The organism is Levilactobacillus acidifarinae DSM 19394 = JCM 15949, from assembly GCF_001434835.1.
GTDB lineage: Bacteria > Bacillota > Bacilli > Lactobacillales > Lactobacillaceae > Levilactobacillus > Levilactobacillus acidifarinae.
The window spans coordinates 39,636-57,480 of the sequence record NZ_AZDV01000006.1; the positions used below are offsets into that span (position 1 = coordinate 39,636).

General features: G+C 52.0%; 15 protein-coding genes. 3 read left to right on the forward strand and 12 right to left on the reverse strand.

What is annotated here, in order from left to right:
- Positions 1 to 181: 181 nt before the first annotated feature.
- The 8 genes from xylA to FD25_RS04870 all read right to left on the reverse strand — a co-directional run bounded on the left by xylA (position 182) and on the right by FD25_RS04870 (position 8,139).
- The gene (gene xylA / locus FD25_RS04835) at positions 182 to 1,531 is read right to left on the reverse strand and encodes a xylose isomerase (protein ID WP_057732435.1); all 1,350 of its coding nucleotides are present in this window, start codon (positions 1,529 to 1,531) and stop codon (positions 182 to 184) included.
- Positions 1,532 to 1,761: 230 nt separating this feature from the next.
- The gene (locus FD25_RS04840; RefSeq protein ID WP_057801915.1) at positions 1,762 to 2,949 is read right to left on the reverse strand and encodes an ROK family transcriptional regulator; all 1,188 of its coding nucleotides are present in this window, start codon (positions 2,947 to 2,949) and stop codon (positions 1,762 to 1,764) included.
- 313 nt (positions 2,950 to 3,262) lie between these two features.
- On the reverse strand, positions 3,263 to 4,219 hold the full coding sequence (locus FD25_RS04845) for a restriction endonuclease (RefSeq protein ID WP_057801917.1): 957 nt from the start codon (positions 4,217 to 4,219) through the stop codon (positions 3,263 to 3,265).
- Positions 4,220 to 4,325: 106 nt separating this feature from the next.
- On the reverse strand, positions 4,326 to 5,441 hold the full coding sequence (locus FD25_RS04850) for a hypothetical protein (RefSeq protein WP_057801919.1): 1,116 nt from the start codon (positions 5,439 to 5,441) through the stop codon (positions 4,326 to 4,328).
- 159 nt (positions 5,442 to 5,600) lie between these two features.
- On the reverse strand, positions 5,601 to 6,503 hold the full coding sequence (locus FD25_RS04855) for an SPFH domain-containing protein (RefSeq protein WP_057801921.1): 903 nt from the start codon (positions 6,501 to 6,503) through the stop codon (positions 5,601 to 5,603).
- Between the two features lies 1 nt (position 6,504).
- Positions 6,505 to 6,711 carry a hypothetical protein gene (locus FD25_RS04860; RefSeq protein ID WP_057801923.1) on the reverse strand — a complete coding sequence of 69 codons (207 nt, stop codon included), beginning with the start codon at positions 6,709 to 6,711 and terminating at the stop codon, positions 6,505 to 6,507.
- A gap of 130 nt (positions 6,712 to 6,841) precedes the next feature.
- Positions 6,842 to 7,486: a helix-turn-helix domain-containing protein gene (locus FD25_RS04865; RefSeq protein WP_057801925.1), complete on the reverse strand. Its 645-nt coding sequence runs from the start codon at positions 7,484 to 7,486 to the stop codon at positions 6,842 to 6,844.
- Between the two features lie 155 nt (positions 7,487 to 7,641).
- On the reverse strand, positions 7,642 to 8,139 hold the full coding sequence (locus tag FD25_RS04870; protein WP_083484090.1) for a hypothetical protein: 498 nt from the start codon (positions 8,137 to 8,139) through the stop codon (positions 7,642 to 7,644).
- A gap of 547 nt (positions 8,140 to 8,686) precedes the next feature.
- Between FD25_RS04870 and FD25_RS04875 the strand changes: the two genes are divergently transcribed.
- A complete protein-coding gene (locus FD25_RS04875; RefSeq protein WP_057801927.1) occupies positions 8,687 to 12,262 on the forward strand; it encodes a MucBP domain-containing protein in 3,576 nt (1,191 codons plus the stop codon).
- Between the two features lie 78 nt (positions 12,263 to 12,340).
- Here FD25_RS04875 and FD25_RS04880 read toward each other — a convergent pair whose 3' ends face one another.
- Together FD25_RS04880 and FD25_RS04885 are read right to left on the reverse strand one after the other, a co-directional pair.
- The gene (locus tag FD25_RS04880; RefSeq protein WP_057801929.1) at positions 12,341 to 13,396 is read right to left on the reverse strand and encodes a zinc-dependent alcohol dehydrogenase family protein; all 1,056 of its coding nucleotides are present in this window, start codon (positions 13,394 to 13,396) and stop codon (positions 12,341 to 12,343) included.
- 153 nt (positions 13,397 to 13,549) lie between these two features.
- On the reverse strand, positions 13,550 to 14,497 hold the full coding sequence (locus tag FD25_RS04885) for a helix-turn-helix transcriptional regulator (protein WP_057801931.1): 948 nt from the start codon (positions 14,495 to 14,497) through the stop codon (positions 13,550 to 13,552).
- A 429-nt stretch (positions 14,498 to 14,926) separates the two neighbouring features.
- On the opposite strand from FD25_RS04885, the gene FD25_RS13880 reads away from it, so the two are divergent.
- Complete coding sequence (locus FD25_RS13880; protein ID WP_083484091.1) at positions 14,927 to 15,520, forward strand: hypothetical protein; 594 nt, start codon at positions 14,927 to 14,929, stop codon at positions 15,518 to 15,520.
- Positions 15,521 to 15,625: 105 nt separating this feature from the next.
- Here FD25_RS13880 and FD25_RS04895 read toward each other — a convergent pair whose 3' ends face one another.
- Positions 15,626 to 16,867, reverse strand: a complete 1,242-nt coding sequence (locus tag FD25_RS04895; protein WP_057801933.1) for a hypothetical protein — start codon at positions 16,865 to 16,867, stop codon at positions 15,626 to 15,628.
- A 188-nt stretch (positions 16,868 to 17,055) separates the two neighbouring features.
- Here FD25_RS04895 and FD25_RS14045 point away from each other — a divergent pair, with 188 nt between their 5' ends.
- Positions 17,056 to 17,232, forward strand: a complete 177-nt coding sequence (locus FD25_RS14045) for a hypothetical protein (RefSeq protein ID WP_157050049.1) — start codon at positions 17,056 to 17,058, stop codon at positions 17,230 to 17,232.
- Position 17,233: 1 nt separating this feature from the next.
- Here FD25_RS14045 and FD25_RS04900 read toward each other — a convergent pair whose 3' ends face one another.
- Complete coding sequence (locus FD25_RS04900) at positions 17,234 to 17,764, reverse strand: DUF6933 domain-containing protein (protein ID WP_057801936.1); 531 nt, start codon at positions 17,762 to 17,764, stop codon at positions 17,234 to 17,236.
- Positions 17,765 to 17,845: the final 81 nt, after the last annotated feature.

Below are 17,845 nucleotides of genomic sequence, written 5' to 3' on the forward strand. Positions count from 1 at the left end.
AACCAACCATACATTAATCGTTCTTCTTAAACATGCAGGAGCTGAACTTTGCCGGTCAGACCCCGACCTTAGTCCGAGTCTGGTTCAGTCCCTTAAGCTTATTCCGATTAAAAATGGCGGACGGACTTCCCGTCCGTCCACCATTTTTTACTGTTATTTCGCGTCACAGGTAACCGAAAGATTACTTGCTTAACGTGTCGATGATGTAGTGGTTGATCGTATCCTTAACTTCTTCCAAGTGATCGGAATGCGTTGCGGCCAACAATTCAGATTGTGGCTTGTCGATCGCGTACTTTTCGAGGGACTTGAAGTCCGCCGTACCGTTTTCGATTTCGGCACCGATACCGGATTCGTAAGAACTGTAACGGTTCTTAACCAAGTTGTCTAAGAAGCCGTCTTCCTTCATGGCAACGGCAACCCGCAAACCAGCGGCGAAGCTGTCCATGCCGACGATGTGGCCGTAGAACAAGTCCTTAGGTTCGAAGGATGAACGACGAGGCTTAGCATCGAAGTTCAACCCACCGCGAGGGCCGATTGAGCCGTTTTCAACGACTTCAGTCATGGCTGCGGTCGTTTCGTACAAGTTAGATGGGTATTCATCGATATCCCAACCAATCAACTTGTCCCCTTGGTTGGCATCCAAGGAACCTAACAAGCCAGCTTCACGGGCAACGCGAATTTCGTGTTGGTAAGTGTGACCAGCCAAGTTAGCGTGGTTCCCTTCAAGGTTCAACTTGAAGTCTTTGTCCAACCCGTATTCCTTCATGAAGGCAATCGTGGTTGCGGCATCGAAGTCGTATTGGTGAGTCGTAGGTTCCTTTGGCTTTGGTTCGAGCAACATTTGTGCGTCGAAACCAATTTCGTTAGCGTAGTCCTTAGCCATGTGGAAGAACTTCGCTGCGTGTTCTTGTTCTTCCTTCATGTTGGTGTTCCATAAGGATTCGTAACCTTCACGGCCGCCCCAGAAGACATAGTTTTCGGAGCCAACCCGCTTACCAATTTCCAAACTGTGCTTCAACTGAGCGGCACAGTAAGCAAAGATGTCAGCGTAAGGTGAAGTTGCGGCACCTTCAACGAACCGAGGATTAGTGAACATGTTCGAGGTGTTCCACAAAACCTTCATACCACTAGTCTTTTGGTATTCCACGATCTTGTCAACGACTTTGTCCAGGTTCTTGTTGGTTTCACGTAACGTGTCCCCTTCTGGCGCTAAGTCACGGTCATGGAAGCAAAGGTAGTCAACACCTAATTTGTCGTAAAATTCGAATGCTGCATCTACCTTGGCTAAAGCCAAGTCCATTGGGTCGGAGTACTTGTCGTAAGGACGTTGCGCGGTCCCATCACCAAATGGGTCCACTAAGCGTTGGTCGAACGTGTGCCAGTAAGCTACGGCAAACCGTAACCAGTCACGCATCTTCTTACCGCCAATTACTTCGTCTGGATTGTAGTACTGAAAGCCTAAACCTGATTTTTTATCTTTGTGGCCGACGTATTGAATCTTGTCGACACCTTTCCAATATTCTTCTGCCATAATTAATAAAACCCTCCTAGTTAGTTCGTTGCGACAACCAACTTACAAATCCTATTATACAAGCCAACGAAATAAATGCAAGCGTTTTCCGAAAATTATTTTCGACTTTGTGTAATGGCTTACAATGGTCTCCAACTCAACCCAAACGAGCCGTAAGGGTTGCCCGAATTGGTCAGCCTAAAAAAGGGTAAAAAAAAAGACGGACCAGCACGGTCACGTCTAACTTTGCGTTAAAGATTTTCGGGAATTCGTTCGAACTGCAAGGCGTACCCTTCCAGACCAAGTACCTGATGGGTAATCAACGAGCAGCCACCTAATACCGTCGCGAGCCGCGCGTTCGTGGTCAAGTCAATCGGAAAGTCCTCGTTGGCCAACCGCCGATAACTTGCCCGAATCTGTTCCAGCAACTCCGGAATTTCTTCGATTAACGGTGAATTAATGAAAAACGCGTCCGGATCGAGCGTCCGCATGGTGTTATACAGTAGGCTACTAATCGCGATGGTGAACCGCTGTAGAATCAACGCCAAATCCGTGTCGTGTTGCCGGTAAAGTTTGACGATGTCTTCACGGTCCAGGTCCTTGAGCCCTTTATGTTGTTCCACTTGGCGAATAATCGCGTCTTCGGAACTAATGTCTTCGGCGCGGACCGGGGTGGCCTGCCCCTGCCCGTCAATTTCTAGGCTGGTGACCGTTTGCCCAATTTCCCCGGCATCCCCGTGTTCGCCCCGGAACAGGTCGCGGTGTAAAATCACCCCGGCCCCAATCCCACGGTGAATACTGATGGTGACCGCACTGTTCAAGTCCCGGGCCCCGTTAAAGTCGCGTTCGTAGATGGCGGACAGGTTGGCTTCGTTCTCCAACACAACGGGGACATCATAGGTTGCGGTAAAGAGGTCGACCAGGTCGACCCCATCCATGTCGATGAAGGGCGAAGTCTTGATCTTATTATCGTTAATAATCCCGTGAATTGAGAAACAAATTCCCAACAGACCGTTAGCCGACGCATCTTCCTTTTGCACCATGGCAATGTACTGGTTGATCTGGGCCACCATTTCGTGAATGGATTGCCCCTGGGTCTCGATGCGATCGTATTTCCAAACCTTACCGTTCAGGGTCGTGGCCAACGCGTGCAGGTGCCGGTACCCCAGGTCAAACGTCAACGTGTACCCGTAGTCCTGGTTGATGGCGACCATGGTGGGTTTACGCCCCCCCGACGTCGAGGCGTTTCCGTAGCCCAACTCCCGCAAGTACCCCTGAGCCATTAACGTGTTATATAAGGAAGAAACGGTCGATTTGTTCAGGTGTAATTGATGTGAAATCTCAATTCGAGAAGTTGGGTGATTATTAAAAACTTGTTGTAAGACCAATTTTAAGTTTTGGTCGTGTAACTGATTACGATTCATACTGCGCTGAACCATACTGCGTCCCTCCATTATTAAGCGTTCGTGTCACAGCGGGCAGGTCCAATTAGTTGGGTTAAATTCCCCAACTAACTAACTCACGGCTTAGTCTTAGTGATTTCTTGATTTGCACACGGGAACATCTCCCGGTTTCTAGTTTGGCGAACCAACTAACTTCAGTATGTCGCACGTCGCTTAATAAATCAACCGTTTTACTAAAACTATTTTTATAATGGGGTAACTGGTTTAATCTCATCTACTTTACGTATGGGCCAATATGGTTTATTGGAATTTATGCCGACATAAAACACTTATAACTAATCGTCTTGGCTTAGCCTTCATCAAAAAAATCTTCATCAATTTCGAATAGAACGTACTTTTGTTTAAGTTGCACTCCCACTTGATACTGCAACATTAATGTCGTTAGTTGAATCCCATCAACCAATACAATCGCATCGCTTTTAGCGGCTTGAACTGCACCATCTGAAAATTTAGAGGTCGTCATAAATACGCCTCGATCCGCATGTTGTCGATTTAAAGCTCCGTAGAAGGAATCAATCTCCGGACGTTGAACCACGTTACTTTCTTGATAACGTTTAGCCTGAATATAAACCGTCCTCGTTCCCAATGCATCCTGATTGATAACCCCATCAATCCCATTATCATTGGATTGTTGTGTTACCCAAGCAGCACCATTGGCCCCCTGATACCCCATTGCTACCAATAATTTAACGACCAATTCTTCAAAAAAGCTAGGATTGGACTCGCGAATTCGTTGCAATAGTTCCGCAGCAATTTCATCATTATATGCTTGAGTTTTTGCTTTCAATATATGGGTAATACTCTCCGCACTAGTGACTTCCGGCTCCAAATCTTCAACATTCGTAGCACTAGTTCCCCGTAATTGACGTTCCTTAATTTCCTGTTGATGTTGTTGGTATTTAGGTAACTGATGAACCATACGAAAATCTACCGTATCTGATTTAGTTAACAATTGTTTCCCCAAATCTGTTATCTGATAGTACCCTCGTCGTACTCGTCGTAAAATTCCCGCCGTGGTCAGCTCACTTAACGCCCAACTCACCCGATTCTCAATAATGTTGTCATGGTAGGTTGTGTACTCTAGTTGCCGTAGGTCAGTGGGTAACTGAAGATCATCCGCAACTGCCACACGTAGCGCCTTTCCGCGCCATTCTTCTTGCTGGTTTGCAAATTTCAAAATAATCGGAATCAACGCATCCCAGGTTGGTAACCCATTTTTTCCAAGTTTTAACTTTCGATAGTCCATGGCGCCGCAACCTTTCAACTCGTTTTATTTCAGTATACCGAATTGATTAATCAACTGCGACTTTGAGTTTAATCAGTTACCACTATAAAGCACCCATTCACACTCTCTATTCGTTCTCTGAGATAGTCCGTCGTGTCCCCCGTTGCAATCGTCGAGGCCACCACGACAGCCAGTGCTGCGTTCGTGTCGCTGAGGTTGTCGGTGCTGGTTCTACCGTCGGGACGGTCACCACCTGAGCCGCCTGCCCCTGTAACTTGGTCAGTTCCACCAAGACTGTCTGAGTGGTCTGGGCATCCCACAAGGCATTGTGTTGATGCGGATTCACAATGTTTAACAGTCCTGCCACCCCGTTCAACGGCAACTGGTACGCCACCGTGTTGCGGGAAAGATTATGCCGATTGAGGACCCGGCTCATGTAAGTCTCCCCGTCAAAAACCGTCAGTGGTGCCAGCACGATTGCTCGCTCCGCCTCGGTCAGTTTCTGCAGGTTCATTTGGATTAACACGTCTAACGCCTTGAGATCATTATGATAGTTCCAAAACACCAAGGGTAATCGTCGGGCCAACACCTGGGTAATGAACGCCCGCAACACGGCTAAGGGCGCGGCCCGTTGTGTATAGGTTGCCATGGTCACTCCCGTTTCCGTCAACCCGCGCAGTTTCATCTCGGGTGCAAATTCCGGCCGGTCAACGTACCGGTTAAAGGATAGATCGATTGCACGATCCCCGGCGTATCCCAGCGCGCTTAGTTGAAACACCCCAAAGTTGATTCCTGCCACCGTGGTTTGCGTCCGGTGAATCTGGTCTGATTGACGTTGTGTCTGAAATAATTGGGCAAACTCACAATCGACCACCACGTACTCCCGCGGGAGTTGTTGGGTGACCTGCAGCGACTGAAAAATTGACAACGGGGTACCCTCAGCGACGGCCGGTAACACGACACCGCGGTCTTGTAAGTACTGGGTCAAGGCTGTGGTCGTTGCAAATTCATGGTGCTGCGCCACACGTTTTTCCGTCAGCAGGATCTGCTGACCCTTCTGAAATTGAACCACGTACCGTTGACCCGCATCCCGGTCGATACGCGTCACGTTCCCCATCTTACTGTTCTCCGGCGCCAGGGCTAATTGGTGCTGCGGGGTGAACCGGTAGGCGGGATAGCCTACAATATAGAAATAGTTGCGTTGGCCTGATGCGGTACGTTCTAAAAAGTCGATTGACGGCATAGCGTCCCCTCCCCAGGGTTATTTTGAGTTCAGCATACCATATCTCGGCCCAAAAACGAACGTACATTCGATAATCGGCTATAAAACCCTTTATAACCGCAAAAGAAGACCACCGTCACAGCGAAATATCGTCGTAGCGGTGGTCCCATCAATTTTAAGTTAAGCCTTGGTGGCTTGGAACGCCTTCGCAATCGCCGGAATCGTCCCCAAACTATCAATGGTGCTGTTGGGCATGATCACGGTGTTGGCATCACTCTTGGCCAATTCCTTAAAGGCCGCGATGTTTTGCGAAATGAAGTAGTTTTGTGAAGACAACTTCAACGCCGCATCTAGCTTCGCTACTTGGTAGGCCTGCGCGTCGGCTTCCGTGTGGATCGCCGTGGCCTTAGCCTTAGCCGAGTTGACCAACGCCGTGTTTTGCGCGGTGTTGGTGGCTAACAAGGCCTGGTTATTGGCTTCGTTTTCTAGCGTGATTGACTTACTCTTCCCTTCGGCCGTGGCAATCGCCGCGTCCCGTTCCCGGGTAGCCTTTAAGAGTTTGTTCATCGAATCTTGGATGTCCTTGGACGGGTTGACCGAATCAATGTTGACCCGGTCAACGTTTAAGCCGTAACCGGCCGTGACGTCGGATAAGCCCGAGAACAGTGCTTGGTTGATCTCTTCGGTCCCGTTTAGGACCTCGTTCAATTCCTTATTCCCGATAATCCCCCGCAATGACGCCCGGGTATCCTGGGTCATACTGCGGACCGAATCCTCGTTTTTAAACACGAAGTCTTCAATATTCGTCACGTGGTATTTCAGCGAAATTTTCACGGAAATCTCCGCGTTATCCTTGGTGATCACGATCTGTTCGTCCAAATCCACGGGCGTCTGGGCCGTGCTGACCCGGATCACGTGCGAAATGAACGGCGCAATCAGGTGAAACCCGGGTGTTAGGGTCTTGTTGTACTTCCCTAACGTGATGACGACGCCCCGGTCCGGTTGCGTGATGATCTTGACCATGTTCAGTAAGACCAGCGCGATCACTAACACAACAATGATCAGTATAAAGGTACCCCACATGTTAATCTCCTCCTCGTTGGGCCGGGACGACTTGAACCGTCAAGCCGTGCTGGTCCGCTTGCACCACTTTCACCGTATCGCCAACGTGCAACGGTTCCGTTGCGTGCAACCGATAGAAGATCCCGTAAAACGTGGCCCCCACCGTCACGTCCGCGTGACTCAGCACAAATTGACGCCCAATCAGGCGTTGATCCAGGTTGTCGATCATCAGCGGTTCCCCCTCGTTTAATCATGGTTAAATTAAATGATAGGCTAGTTGACCGGGCAATACCAGCGTTTTTCTCTAAAAATCAGCCGGTCGCTTTCCGTCCAACGCGGTTAAATCCGCGGGGTTCTCACTAGTTTTCGTCACGGCTGGGGGCCATTCGGCCAAAGATGGCAAAAGTGTCGCACAGACTCAGAATGATCACCGTTCCCGCGCGGTCAAAGAGCCGCCCCATGACCACCCCGACCGCGAAATCCGAACTCGGTTGCGTCCCGGTATAGGCCAGTGGAACGTGTGCGTAAGCCATCAGCATGAACGCGACGTTGACCAAAACAACGGCCCCGATAATGGCCACCATTCGCCAGCCCTTAGGCGACCAATCCGTAAACTGCCGCCCACTCTGCCACAGCACAATCAGGTTTAAGAGTAACAAGCTGCTCAGCCAATCCACGTTTACCCGTAAAAACGCCAAAAAATAATACATCAAAACGGCTCCCACGTTGACGGCCAGCGACCACCGGCCCCAGCGTTGCCGCCGCAAATTTGCCTGATCCTGTTGCTGAAAGTGGGTTAACAACCCCAAGTCTTCTTTCAACAAACTGTCCAACGAAACCTGATAAGCGTCGCTGATGTGGACCAACATGGTCACGTCCGGATACGTCCGCCCGGTCTCCCAACTGGAAACGGTCTTACGCGAGACATGTAACTGCGTCGCAATGGCCGCCTGGGTCATGCCGCGCCGATGCCGTAGTTCCTTTAAATTTTCCGCAAAGCTCACTTGCCCCACCTCCACCTTCTAACTTAGCGAAATTTATGTGATTCGCCAAGCTAGTCTTTGTAGCATTCCCGCTAGATCAACGTTTGACGGCTAAAAAAACACTCGGCCAATTGGTTACGCCGAGTGTTATTTCGCTAAAATTGTCAAATTAACGGTCATGTGTCGCACGCGCTGGGCGGCGTGATCCCGGTTAATCTGCTGAACCACCTGAGACAGCGTGGTATGAGCCACCGTGTGTCTCCGTCCGAATGCACCACAAAACTTTCGTACGTCACCCGTTGACCCTTCAACGTAAACCAGTTTGGTTCCAGCTTCTTTTGGGCTTCTTGAATGTGGGCGTCCGGCCACACAGAATAGCGTTTGGTGCCGTGGACCTGCTCCGTTTCCACCTGCCAACCAAGTTTAAAATCCGAGACCTCCTGCCAACGCTGAACCCCCGTATGTTTCACCGCATAATAGATCACACTACTATAGAGAAGCTTAGGCTGTTGGCGCAAGGCGTGCACCGTCAAAGGGCTCACCGCCGGCCGGGATGAGTTGGCCGTTGAATTGGCCGTCGTCGCCGTAGACCGCGGCTGCCGGTGACACCCGGCAACGCCCCCGCCAAATAGCGTCACGACCGCCAAACCGCTCACTAAAAATCTGGGTACCATGTCCCCACCTCCCACGAATCGCCTTAGTCTACGCCGAATTTTAGCAAAACGTCAGTCTTGACTTTTACTATTCGTCCGGATAGCCGTTAATCATTTGCTCATTACGTAAACCATTTTACCCATTTTATACGTTTGATTCCGGTCTTCATCGTTCTACCAACGACTATATAATTTGAGAATTAATGATTAAATTTCCGGTAGACCATTTTAGTGATTATGTTACTTAAGTTATTATCTTTACTCATGTATATTGCAGTAATACTGGCTTTCTTCGAAAATTGAAAACTATAAATTTTTTGAAAATAGCCCATTACCATTACCCACCTAAACTTTATTTGTCATAAGTCATAACCCCCCTTGATATTCAATCAAATAGTGACTACAATGAAGGTGAAATCTGGATTGTCCATTTAACTAATTATGTGGTAATTAGTTATCTTTTCCAGAGAATAGTTGTTGGACACTTACTTAAGTTGTTTAAACGGGAATGGTCATGCGGCCATCCCAGTCACAACGTTGAATTGATATCTTGAGGGGGATTTCAATCATGAAGAACATCTTAAACGAAACCAAGGAACACTATAAGAGCTATAAGGCAGGCAAGCACTGGGTTTACGCTTGCTTGACGGTCACCACGCTGGGGTTAGGCCTACTGGGAAGTTCCGTCGTTGCGCAAGCTGACACTACCACCACAGGGGACACCACCCAGACCGTGGACACCGAGCAAGTCGACGCGACCGCCAAGGCCCAACCATCGGCCACGACCACGTTAAAGACCGCACCAGAAACGACACCGGTCAAAGACACGACGCCCGCCGCTGTTACGACGGATCCCCAAACGACCGCCAAACCAGAGATGCCGGCCGGCACGGAAACCTCGACTAAGGCCCCTGCCGAAACACCGGCAACGACGACACCAGAAACCACGACACCAGAAACGACCACGCCAGCCGGGACCACACCCGTTAGCAATCAAAATAAGCCAGAGACGCCAACCGTAGAAAAACCAGCCGCGACACCCGCACCCAAGGCAGCCGCCGCACCCGTAGCCACACCGGCGGTCACGCCAGCTACCGGGGAAACCGATGGCACGACGGCTAACTCGGCTAAGGCCGCAACCGACGCAACGGCAACGGTTAAACCAGAAGCTGAAGCCGAAGTTGATCCGACGACGGATCCCAACAACGCGGTGAACTGGATGCCCGATCCCGCCATGCGGCAATGGATTGAAGACACCTTGACCGCACAACACACCATGCTAGTTAACGGTGTGCGTAAAGGCACCTTCGTCACCGACGAAAACCTCTATCAATTCGTGAATGATTCATTCCAATTGTCTGACGGAACTTATCAAAATCAACCTAACGTCACGAGTCTAAAAGGATTGGAACGCTTTACTAATCTGACAGCGCTAGACGTCACGAATCCTAAACTGACACCGGCCGGCATGATTAACTTTGACTTTGCCCCCGCCATGACCAGCTTCCGCATCAACAACTATGAAACCGCTAACTTGAACTGGAATTTACCGCTCAACGATTTTTTGAACACCTACCTGCCCCAGAATACTAACTTAAAGTTTCTTTCCTTAGACAATCTGGGACTTACCGGTGATTTAACCGGCCTAGTGAAGTACAAGGATTTAACCATGGTGACCTTAACTCAAAACAAGCTCACCGGGACATTACCTGATCTCACGCAATCGAAAGACATGTTCGAACTCAATCTTAACCACAATCAATTAAGTGGGACCTTCGACCCGACGAACCTACCATCGCTGTCGACCCTTAACATTTCGGATAACAACTTTTCGGGTGATTTCCCCGATACCGGTAATATTGGCTTCGTGGCCTACGCCCAAAACCATTTCACTTCCGGTCTTTACCATCCTCAAGACGAGGACTACTTCCATTACGAAGGCTGGAATCAAGACTTAACCACCCCGGACTATACTCAGGGCCAAGCTCAGGCTGGCATTAACCCGTTTGCTGATGCTGGTGTCACGAGTCTCCAGGACACCACCACCGGTGACATTCTCTCTCCTAAATACAGTCTAATTTCGTTTGGTAATCTCAACTCGACCCCCATCATCTACAGTCCGACCGCGCCCACGAACGTAAAGGACTATGCAAGCTGGGCCGACTGGGCCGACCAGCAGACTAACGCCCGTTCTTGGTTTAAATTCACCCTGAGTAACACCGGTCAGTACAAGTTAACGCCCGTGAAGGCCCTGCCTGGTGGTTACTACGTCTTCCGGGTGGCCGCCTACATTGGCCAATATAAAGACGATAATTACTCCGCCTTTATCACCTCTAAAATCGACGAAGGAACCGCCAGCACCATTACCGTCAAAAACGTTGACCAACAAGGAAACCTCATCAGTCAACAAGTGCTCGACGGTAAGGTCGGTGACCGGATCACCGTTAACGCCGACAATTTAGCCAATTACAAATTAGTCAGCACCGCCGCCACCGTCAACAAAATTTACACGGACGCACCCCAAACCGTTACCTTCGTCTACGCCTCTACGCTAGGAACCGTTACCGTGAAGGAAATTGCCCCCGACGGCACCGTGTTAGATCAACGCACCCTGACCGGGACCATCGACGACGCCTTCACCGCTAACGCCGGCAAGCACTACGGTTACACGCTGGTGGGTAATCCAACCGTCGCCGGAACCTACACCGAAGCGCCCCAAACCATTACGTTTAACTACACTAATACGCAAGGAACCGTTACCGTGCAAAACGTGGATACTAACGGTAAAGTTCTCGACCAAAAGACTTTGACCGGCAACGTGGGGGACACCTTTACCACCAATGCCGACAAACTTGCCGGGTACACTTTAACCAGCGCTCCAACCGCCACTGGCACCTACACCGAAGATCCCCAAACGGTTACCTTCGTCTACGCCATCGCTAAGGGAACCGTCACCGTTAAGAACGTCGATACTAACGGCAACGTTCTCAACCAAACGACCTTAACCGGTAACGTGGGGGACACCTTCACGGCCAACGCCGAAAAGATTTACGGCTACACCTTAACCAGTAACCCAACGGCCACCGGAACCTACACCGAAGACCCACAAACGGTCACCTTCGTGTACACCATCGCCAAGGGCACCGTCACCGTTAAGAATGTCGATACCGACGGCAACGTCCTTAATCAGCACACCTTAACGGGTAACGTCGGCGATACCTTCACCGCTAACGCCGATACGCTCGATGGTTACCAAGTTACTGGCCCCGCTACGCAGACCGGGACTTACACCGAAGTACCCCAGACGGTCACCTTCACGTTTAGTCAGTTACCAGCCGCTCAAGGGACGGTCATCGTCAAGAACGTTGACCCCGACGGCAACGTCCTCATGCAACACACCTTGACCGGGAAAGTTGGGGATACCTTCACGGCCAACGCCGATACGCTCACTGGTTACCAAGTCACCGGACCCGCTACGCAGACCGGGACTTACACCGCAGCGCCACAAACCATCACCTTCACCTTGGCAAAGATCACCACGGGTGGTGGCGGTGACATCCCAGCTACGAACGGAACGGTCATCGTCAAGAACGTCGACGCCAACGGTAACGTTTTGAGCCAACACACCTTAACCGGGAAGGTTGGCGACACCTTCACCGCTAACGCCGATACGTTAACCGGTTACCAAGTCACCGGGCCCGCTACGCAATCCGGGACCTACGCCGAAACGCCGCAAACCATCACCTTCGTCTTCAATAAGGTGACGACGGACGACAATAATGGTGAAGGCGATCAGGTAACACCAACGCCAACGACCCCAACTAAGCCGACGACACCGACGACACCAACCCATGGCGCTCAACCGGCCAAGGCCCAACCCGTCACTGGTGCTCAAAACGACCAAGCGGCTCGTCCCGCTAACCGCGCCATCACGCCAGCGGTCGTTACGACCGCCAGTGCTGCGGCAACGGTAACTCCAGCGCCGGTCGCTACGACCCATTCGGCCGCGGCTCAACCGACCAAGGTGCCAACCACCAAGTTACCGCAGACCAACGACCAAGCTAGTGTGAACCCATTGGTCGCCGGCCTGACCCTGTTGCTTGCCACCTTGGGACTGGGTCTCAAGCGCAAGCGGAACCACTAAATTCGTTGCCCCTCAAGACAAACTAAAGCCCCGTCACGTGAAATCACGTGACGGGGCTTTAGTGTTCTCATCATCTCATTAGTCTTCCCCGATTTTCAACACGCACGCGCCCTTGATATCGCCCTGCTTCACAAAGCGTAGGGCCTCATCGGCTTTGTCAAAGGCGTACGACGTGGTGGCCGGCTGAATGTTGAGTCGATCAGCCAGCGTTAAGAATTCTTCGCCGTCACGCCGAGTGTTACTTTCCACGCTGGTCAGGTTCTTTTCGTGGAAAATGTGGTCCTGGTAGTTCAAGACCGGAATATCGCTGAGGTGAATGCCCGCTAACGCTAAGGTACCGCCCTTAGCCAGGTTAGCCAGTTCGTTCGGTACCATGTCGCCCACTGGCGCAAACATGATGGCCGAATCCAACTTGACCGGTGACGGGTCGTACGCCCCTTGCGCCGAGGCGGCCCCCAGTTGCAGGCCGAACTTTTGGGCGTCCTTACCCCGGGTGAAGACGTGGACCTGAATCCCCTGGTCGATGGCAATCTGGGCGGTAATGTGCGCCGACCCACCAAAACCATACAACCCTAAGGTTCCGCCGGCTGGCACGTTGGCCCGCTCGAAGGCCCGGTAGCCGATGATGCCGGCACACAACAGTGGCGCCGCCGTCACGGAATCGAACCGTTCCGGAATCCGGTAGGCGAAGCCCTCGGGCACCGTCACGTATTGCGCGTAACCACCGTCGTGGTCCCAGCCGGTGTACTTGGAGTGCGGACACAGGTTTTCGCGACCCGACCGGCAGTAGCGGCACACGCCACAGGTCCAGCGTAACCACGGTACCCCGATGCGTTCGCCCAGCTTGAACCGATTGGTTTGGGGGCCGTTGCCAACCACCTCACCGATGATTTCGTGCCCCGGCGTGACGTGGGCGTGGTGGACGGGTAGGTCGCCCTCACTCACGTGGAGATCAGTATGACACACCCCACAGGCCAAGATGCGGACTAACGTTTCGCCCGGTCCCGGTTGGGGTACCGGTTTAGTCACCAATTCCAGCGGCGATTGCGGGCCGTCGATGGGCCCTGGCGTGGTCACCTGCCAGGCCTTCATCTGCGACGGTAGGTGTGCCATCATTACTGTTTGTTCCGTCATCGTGCATTCCTCCTTAAACCACTTAGCTTTCTTTTCCCCTTCTAGTTTAGTCTTAATTATCTTAACCGTGCAGGCCAGAACACGGAATTCGTTTACTCACCGCTAAAAAATCCCGCCACGTCGATCAGCACGATCGGCATAGCGGGAGTCATTTTAGTCATAATACGCTAACGTTTTCTGCAACGTGGCCTGCACATCGTTGATCAGCGTCTGGGGGGCCAGGACCTTGATCAGCGAGCCCTGACCCAACACCCATAACAGGGCGCCTTGCGAGAAGAGGTCCCCTTCAATGGTGACGCTCCCGTCGTCATGCCGGTGAGTCACCTCGGACTTGGGTAACTTGTCCAACGCCGTTTGCGGGTAGCCCCAGTACTGGAAGCGGTAGTGCAACTCGTAGCCGCCGTTAAGCAGGTAGGTCTTGTGGCGCAAGGCCCCCTCGTCCGTTTTTTTATCGGCGGGTACCGTTAATTGGCGGTTCAACGATTTGACCTGGTCAAACCGGTCGAGACGAAAGACCACGCTCTTATTGCTGGCCTCGAGGTACATTACCACGTAGAAGTAGTAGTCCGCAAAATAAAGGCTGAGGGGCCGCCCCACTTGAAATTTGGGATGGGTGTTCTGCGGCACGCTACTCTGATAGGAAAACTTAATGGCCTGTTTTTCGATGATGTAGTCGCTAAACTTCGCCAGTTGCGGCAAAATTTTGTGGTCGTCGCCCACGGGAATGTAAGCCGCCATGGTCGTGGCGATCGTTTTTTTCACGGCCTTTTGGGTCTTTAACGACAGCATGTTCAAGAGGTGGTGCGTCAGTCGTTGCATTTCTGCCCGACTCAACGCCCGGGTCCCAATCACCAGCTTGATTAAGGCAAGGGCTTCGGCTTGCGAGATCTGGTCCTCCCGGTCTAAATAGTGTTGTCGCGTCTTGGGCTTATAGCCCATCTCAAATTCCGTTTCGTGGACCAGCGCGTCAGCAATCACGGCCTGATCTCTGGTCATCGTGCGCTCGGAGCACCCGTAGTCGCGAGCTTCCGCGCGAAAGTTGATGCTTTCACCGTCTAATAATCGAAATAATAATTGAATAATCCGTTCCTGACTAGTCATGTTACCCTCCTATAAGTTCCGCCAAAAGTCTCATCAATCGCCACCGGCTGGTGTTTGGTCGCTAACGTTTTCGTTGAAGTGATGAGTCTAGTTTACGATTTGAGGGTGACACCATGTGGCGCGACGGGGTGGCCGCCCGAAATAATTTTTAATTTTTTTCGAGTCGCTCGTTCTCGCACGTCTTTAAAAAAAGGCAGAAAAACGGACGGTCAATTCGACCGTCCGTCAGTGGCCCGTTTCGCCACTCCTGCCAAGGGTAGTCCCATTATAGCACGTCCAAGTGTCGTCCCCGTAACTTGCTAAAAATTTTCCAGGCGGCTAATCAACGACAAATTATGTCAGGCCCCTATGCTATATTGACCTTATCGATGGTTCAATAATCACCGACCCAGCACCACAACTTAAAATCGAGAAGGGACTCCTATACTCATGACAACTTCACCGTTCACCAAAGTTGATAGTTTTGCTTTTTGGCGCGTTCCAGCCGACGCCGACCAGGTTCAAGATAATCAGGCCCGCGAGGCCCTGTTTAAAGACCACTACTTACCCAACGATTTTCCAACGGACCAGTTACCGGCGGACCTGACCGCCTACCTGGCTCAAATGTCCTACGTTTTGGTGGGGATGAACCCCGGTAACGGCTTAGCCGACCAACCCGACCAGTCGTTTACCAACTTCCACGGCGCGCGTAAGAGTCAAGATTACAAGCTCGCCGCGGCCCTTTACGGCACCGCACTCTGGGGCGCCTTCATGACCGACCTCTCCGAAACGGTCGACAGCAATCCCCAACACGTTGCCTTCAACCAACAGGTCGTGACGGACCTCGAAAGTCACCTCGACGCCCTGGGCATCCCCGCCAACGCCACGTTAATCGCCGTAGGTCAGGGCGCCCATTACAAGAACCTGGTGAAGTTTGCGCACCGACCGGTCAAAACTATCCCGCACTACTCTCCTAGCAACAACGGTCACTGGACCGCCGATAACAGTCGCCAAAAAGTCCTCGCCGCGATCAACCAACACTAACCCCACTAACCTGATTCGTAAAAACACCCACCGTAACGCCGGTCAATTGGCGTTGCGGTGGGTGTTTTTAGTAAAATAATCGCCTTAATTGTTCGTCGCAGCTGGTCAATCGCGGTGAGTGGTCTGGGCCACCAGGTACGTGACCAATTGGTAAAACGTCAGGTCGTAACGAATCAAGCGCGTCGTGGCCGGATCCAGCACGTCAAACACGGTTTCGACTGGATGACGGGTCATGCTCTCTTGGGAATCGGCTTGTAGGTCCTCGATTTGGTGACCATCGGCGGCAACTTTGAAGTAGTCAATATCACAAATATCCGTTAATTGGCGGTCATATCGGCGAATCTGAACCCCCGCCGCCTCAGCCAGTTGACTGAGGGTCGTTGCCAATTGCCGGCCCTGCTGGTCCACGTCCGGTGTCATCCCGTGCGCAACTTGAGACAGCAGCTCACGACCATCGTCGAGACTGACGGGTAAACTCAACGGCATGCGTCCACTTTCACCGGTATATTGCAAGAAGCTCACGGATTCGGAGGCATCCGTAAGAATTGAGCATTTGCGGATTTGCAGCAGTTCATCGGCAGATGCCACCAAGTAAGGTTGTGAACGGAAATTACGGCCTAAGACCAGTCGCGCCCCGGCCAAGTCCGCACGTGATAATTGCGGCCACAACAAGAGGCGTTTAACGGTCGCCACGGATAGTCCTTGCGCTAACGCGAAGAGCACGGCCCCTAACGCGCGTAAGGGCACCTGTTGCAGCAGCGCGGTTCCCGTTTCATCAATAATTTCATAATAGGCGGTCGTTCGCATGAAGGGGTGCTCGTTGGGTCTCATTTCACCATTGCTGGTCGCTGCCACCTCGTCGTCTTGGTTGACGATTTCTTGGAACGCCCCATCGCTGCTCGCCATGATGTTTAGCTCTCCCTCAGCGGCCAGCCCCTTCAGCAGTTTCGTCTCATCATCGTCAACGTCCCACCGGGCGGCGGCCGCCTGGTTCCTCCCGACAACGCGCAAGCCCCGTTGGTTGGCCCCGCGAATCAGTTCGGCAACGGCCGACAGGTCCGGGACGTTATCGATGATTACGGGCAACGTTTCACCCGTCAAAAGTCGGTCCACCGCCGTTTGCAAATCAACTAAGTCGACCTGGTCGGCATACGTCAGGCCAGCCTGTTGGAGCTTGTAACGTGCCACGGGGACCGTTAAGCGCCGCTGCTCGCGTGATAACAACGTTACGGTATCACCGGCATCGGGCCGGATGATATCCGGGCGACTGTAACGATAGACCCATAGGCTAGCGTAAAGATGATTTTCTTGTATGAATTGATTTAAATCGGGTTGTGCTGCCGTCATTCAACTCACTCCTCAGTCCTAATTGAGGTCACCTCCACGGGGGTAACCACTATCTCTAGTATAGAAAATGGGGCGGTCACCATCTGTCCATAACGGTCTCAAACCAGATTTAATTTTAAAAGTTTACCCCAGCGCCGGTTGTTCCCCTAAAAAGAAGCGCATAAACTAACTTGTAAGGAGGGATTTCGATGGCCAAACTAGCCGTAACGATCAAGGCCGTGATCATTTTAGGCCTCATCTGCATTTTTGGCGTGCTCATCTATCACTTAACGACGGACTTCAAGTCCACCGCCCTATCCTGCCTGGGAATTGCACTGGCCCTGTGGTTCGGGCACCACGTGTGGCCCCGTCGCCACTCCGATTAAGTTACGGTTGCCAGTGAAACCGGGCGGACGCGAGGTCGGTGGTGATGGTCGCCACCTGATGTAGCGGTTGCTGCCGGCCCAGTGGCGGCGTTTGGGCTACCAGTAACGACATTTCCAGGGTGGACGTGATGTCCTGCTGCCACAAGAAATCGACATACATCCCCTGTTCGTTTAACCGCCGTACCCGCTGATGGTCGAGGGGTTGGTTAAGTTGCCAATCCCCGGCAACGTCGCGGTAAGTGGCCAGGTCGGCAGCCGTTAAACCGTATTGGGCCCACTGAGCGGCGAGCTGGGACCAGAATAGGTTGCTTAACCGCTGCGACGCAGTGAGATCGGCGGCGTTAAGGACTACACATAAAGCACTGGCATCATGACTGATCACCACGAACCGTTGGCCGTGACCCGTAATGGCCGTGGCGTGCCAGGAAAACATGGGATTAACACGCGCTTCCCGTTGCGCCGCGGCAATTGAACGCACGACCGGGTAATCACGGAAGAGATCCCGGCTTTTTTGGGTGACGTTGAGGAACATTGACTAACACTCCTTCGGTGATTTAAACTGACGTTTTTCTAACAAAATATTGACCTCTAAGATAACGGTATCCCCCCAGTT

Coding starts and splice junctions, on each gene's coding strand:
- xylA (WP_057732435.1), bottom strand. CDS start 1,531: ATGGCAGAAGAATATTGGAAAGGTGTCGACAAGATTCAATACGTCGGC.
- FD25_RS04840 (WP_057801915.1), bottom strand. CDS start 2,949: ATGGTTCAGCGCAGTATGAATCGTAATCAGTTACACGACCAAAACTTA.
- FD25_RS04845 (WP_057801917.1), bottom strand. CDS start 4,219: ATGGACTATCGAAAGTTAAAACTTGGAAAAAATGGGTTACCAACCTGG.
- FD25_RS04850 (WP_057801919.1), bottom strand. CDS start 5,441: ATGCCGTCAATCGACTTTTTAGAACGTACCGCATCAGGCCAACGCAAC.
- FD25_RS04855 (WP_057801921.1), bottom strand. CDS start 6,503: ATGTGGGGTACCTTTATACTGATCATTGTTGTGTTAGTGATCGCGCTG.
- FD25_RS04860 (WP_057801923.1), bottom strand. CDS start 6,711: ATGATCGACAACCTGGATCAACGCCTGATTGGGCGTCAATTTGTGCTG.
- FD25_RS04870 (WP_083484090.1), bottom strand. CDS start 8,139: ATGGTACCCAGATTTTTAGTGAGCGGTTTGGCGGTCGTGACGCTATTT.
- FD25_RS04875 (WP_057801927.1), top strand. CDS start 8,687: ATGAAGAACATCTTAAACGAAACCAAGGAACACTATAAGAGCTATAAG.
- FD25_RS04880 (WP_057801929.1), bottom strand. CDS start 13,396: ATGACGGAACAAACAGTAATGATGGCACACCTACCGTCGCAGATGAAG.
- FD25_RS04885 (WP_057801931.1), bottom strand. CDS start 14,497: ATGACTAGTCAGGAACGGATTATTCAATTATTATTTCGATTATTAGAC.
- FD25_RS13880 (WP_083484091.1), top strand. CDS start 14,927: ATGACAACTTCACCGTTCACCAAAGTTGATAGTTTTGCTTTTTGGCGC.
- FD25_RS04895 (WP_057801933.1), bottom strand. CDS start 16,867: ATGACGGCAGCACAACCCGATTTAAATCAATTCATACAAGAAAATCAT.
- FD25_RS14045 (WP_157050049.1), top strand. CDS start 17,056: ATGGCCAAACTAGCCGTAACGATCAAGGCCGTGATCATTTTAGGCCTC.
- FD25_RS04900 (WP_057801936.1), bottom strand. CDS start 17,764: ATGTTCCTCAACGTCACCCAAAAAAGCCGGGATCTCTTCCGTGATTAC.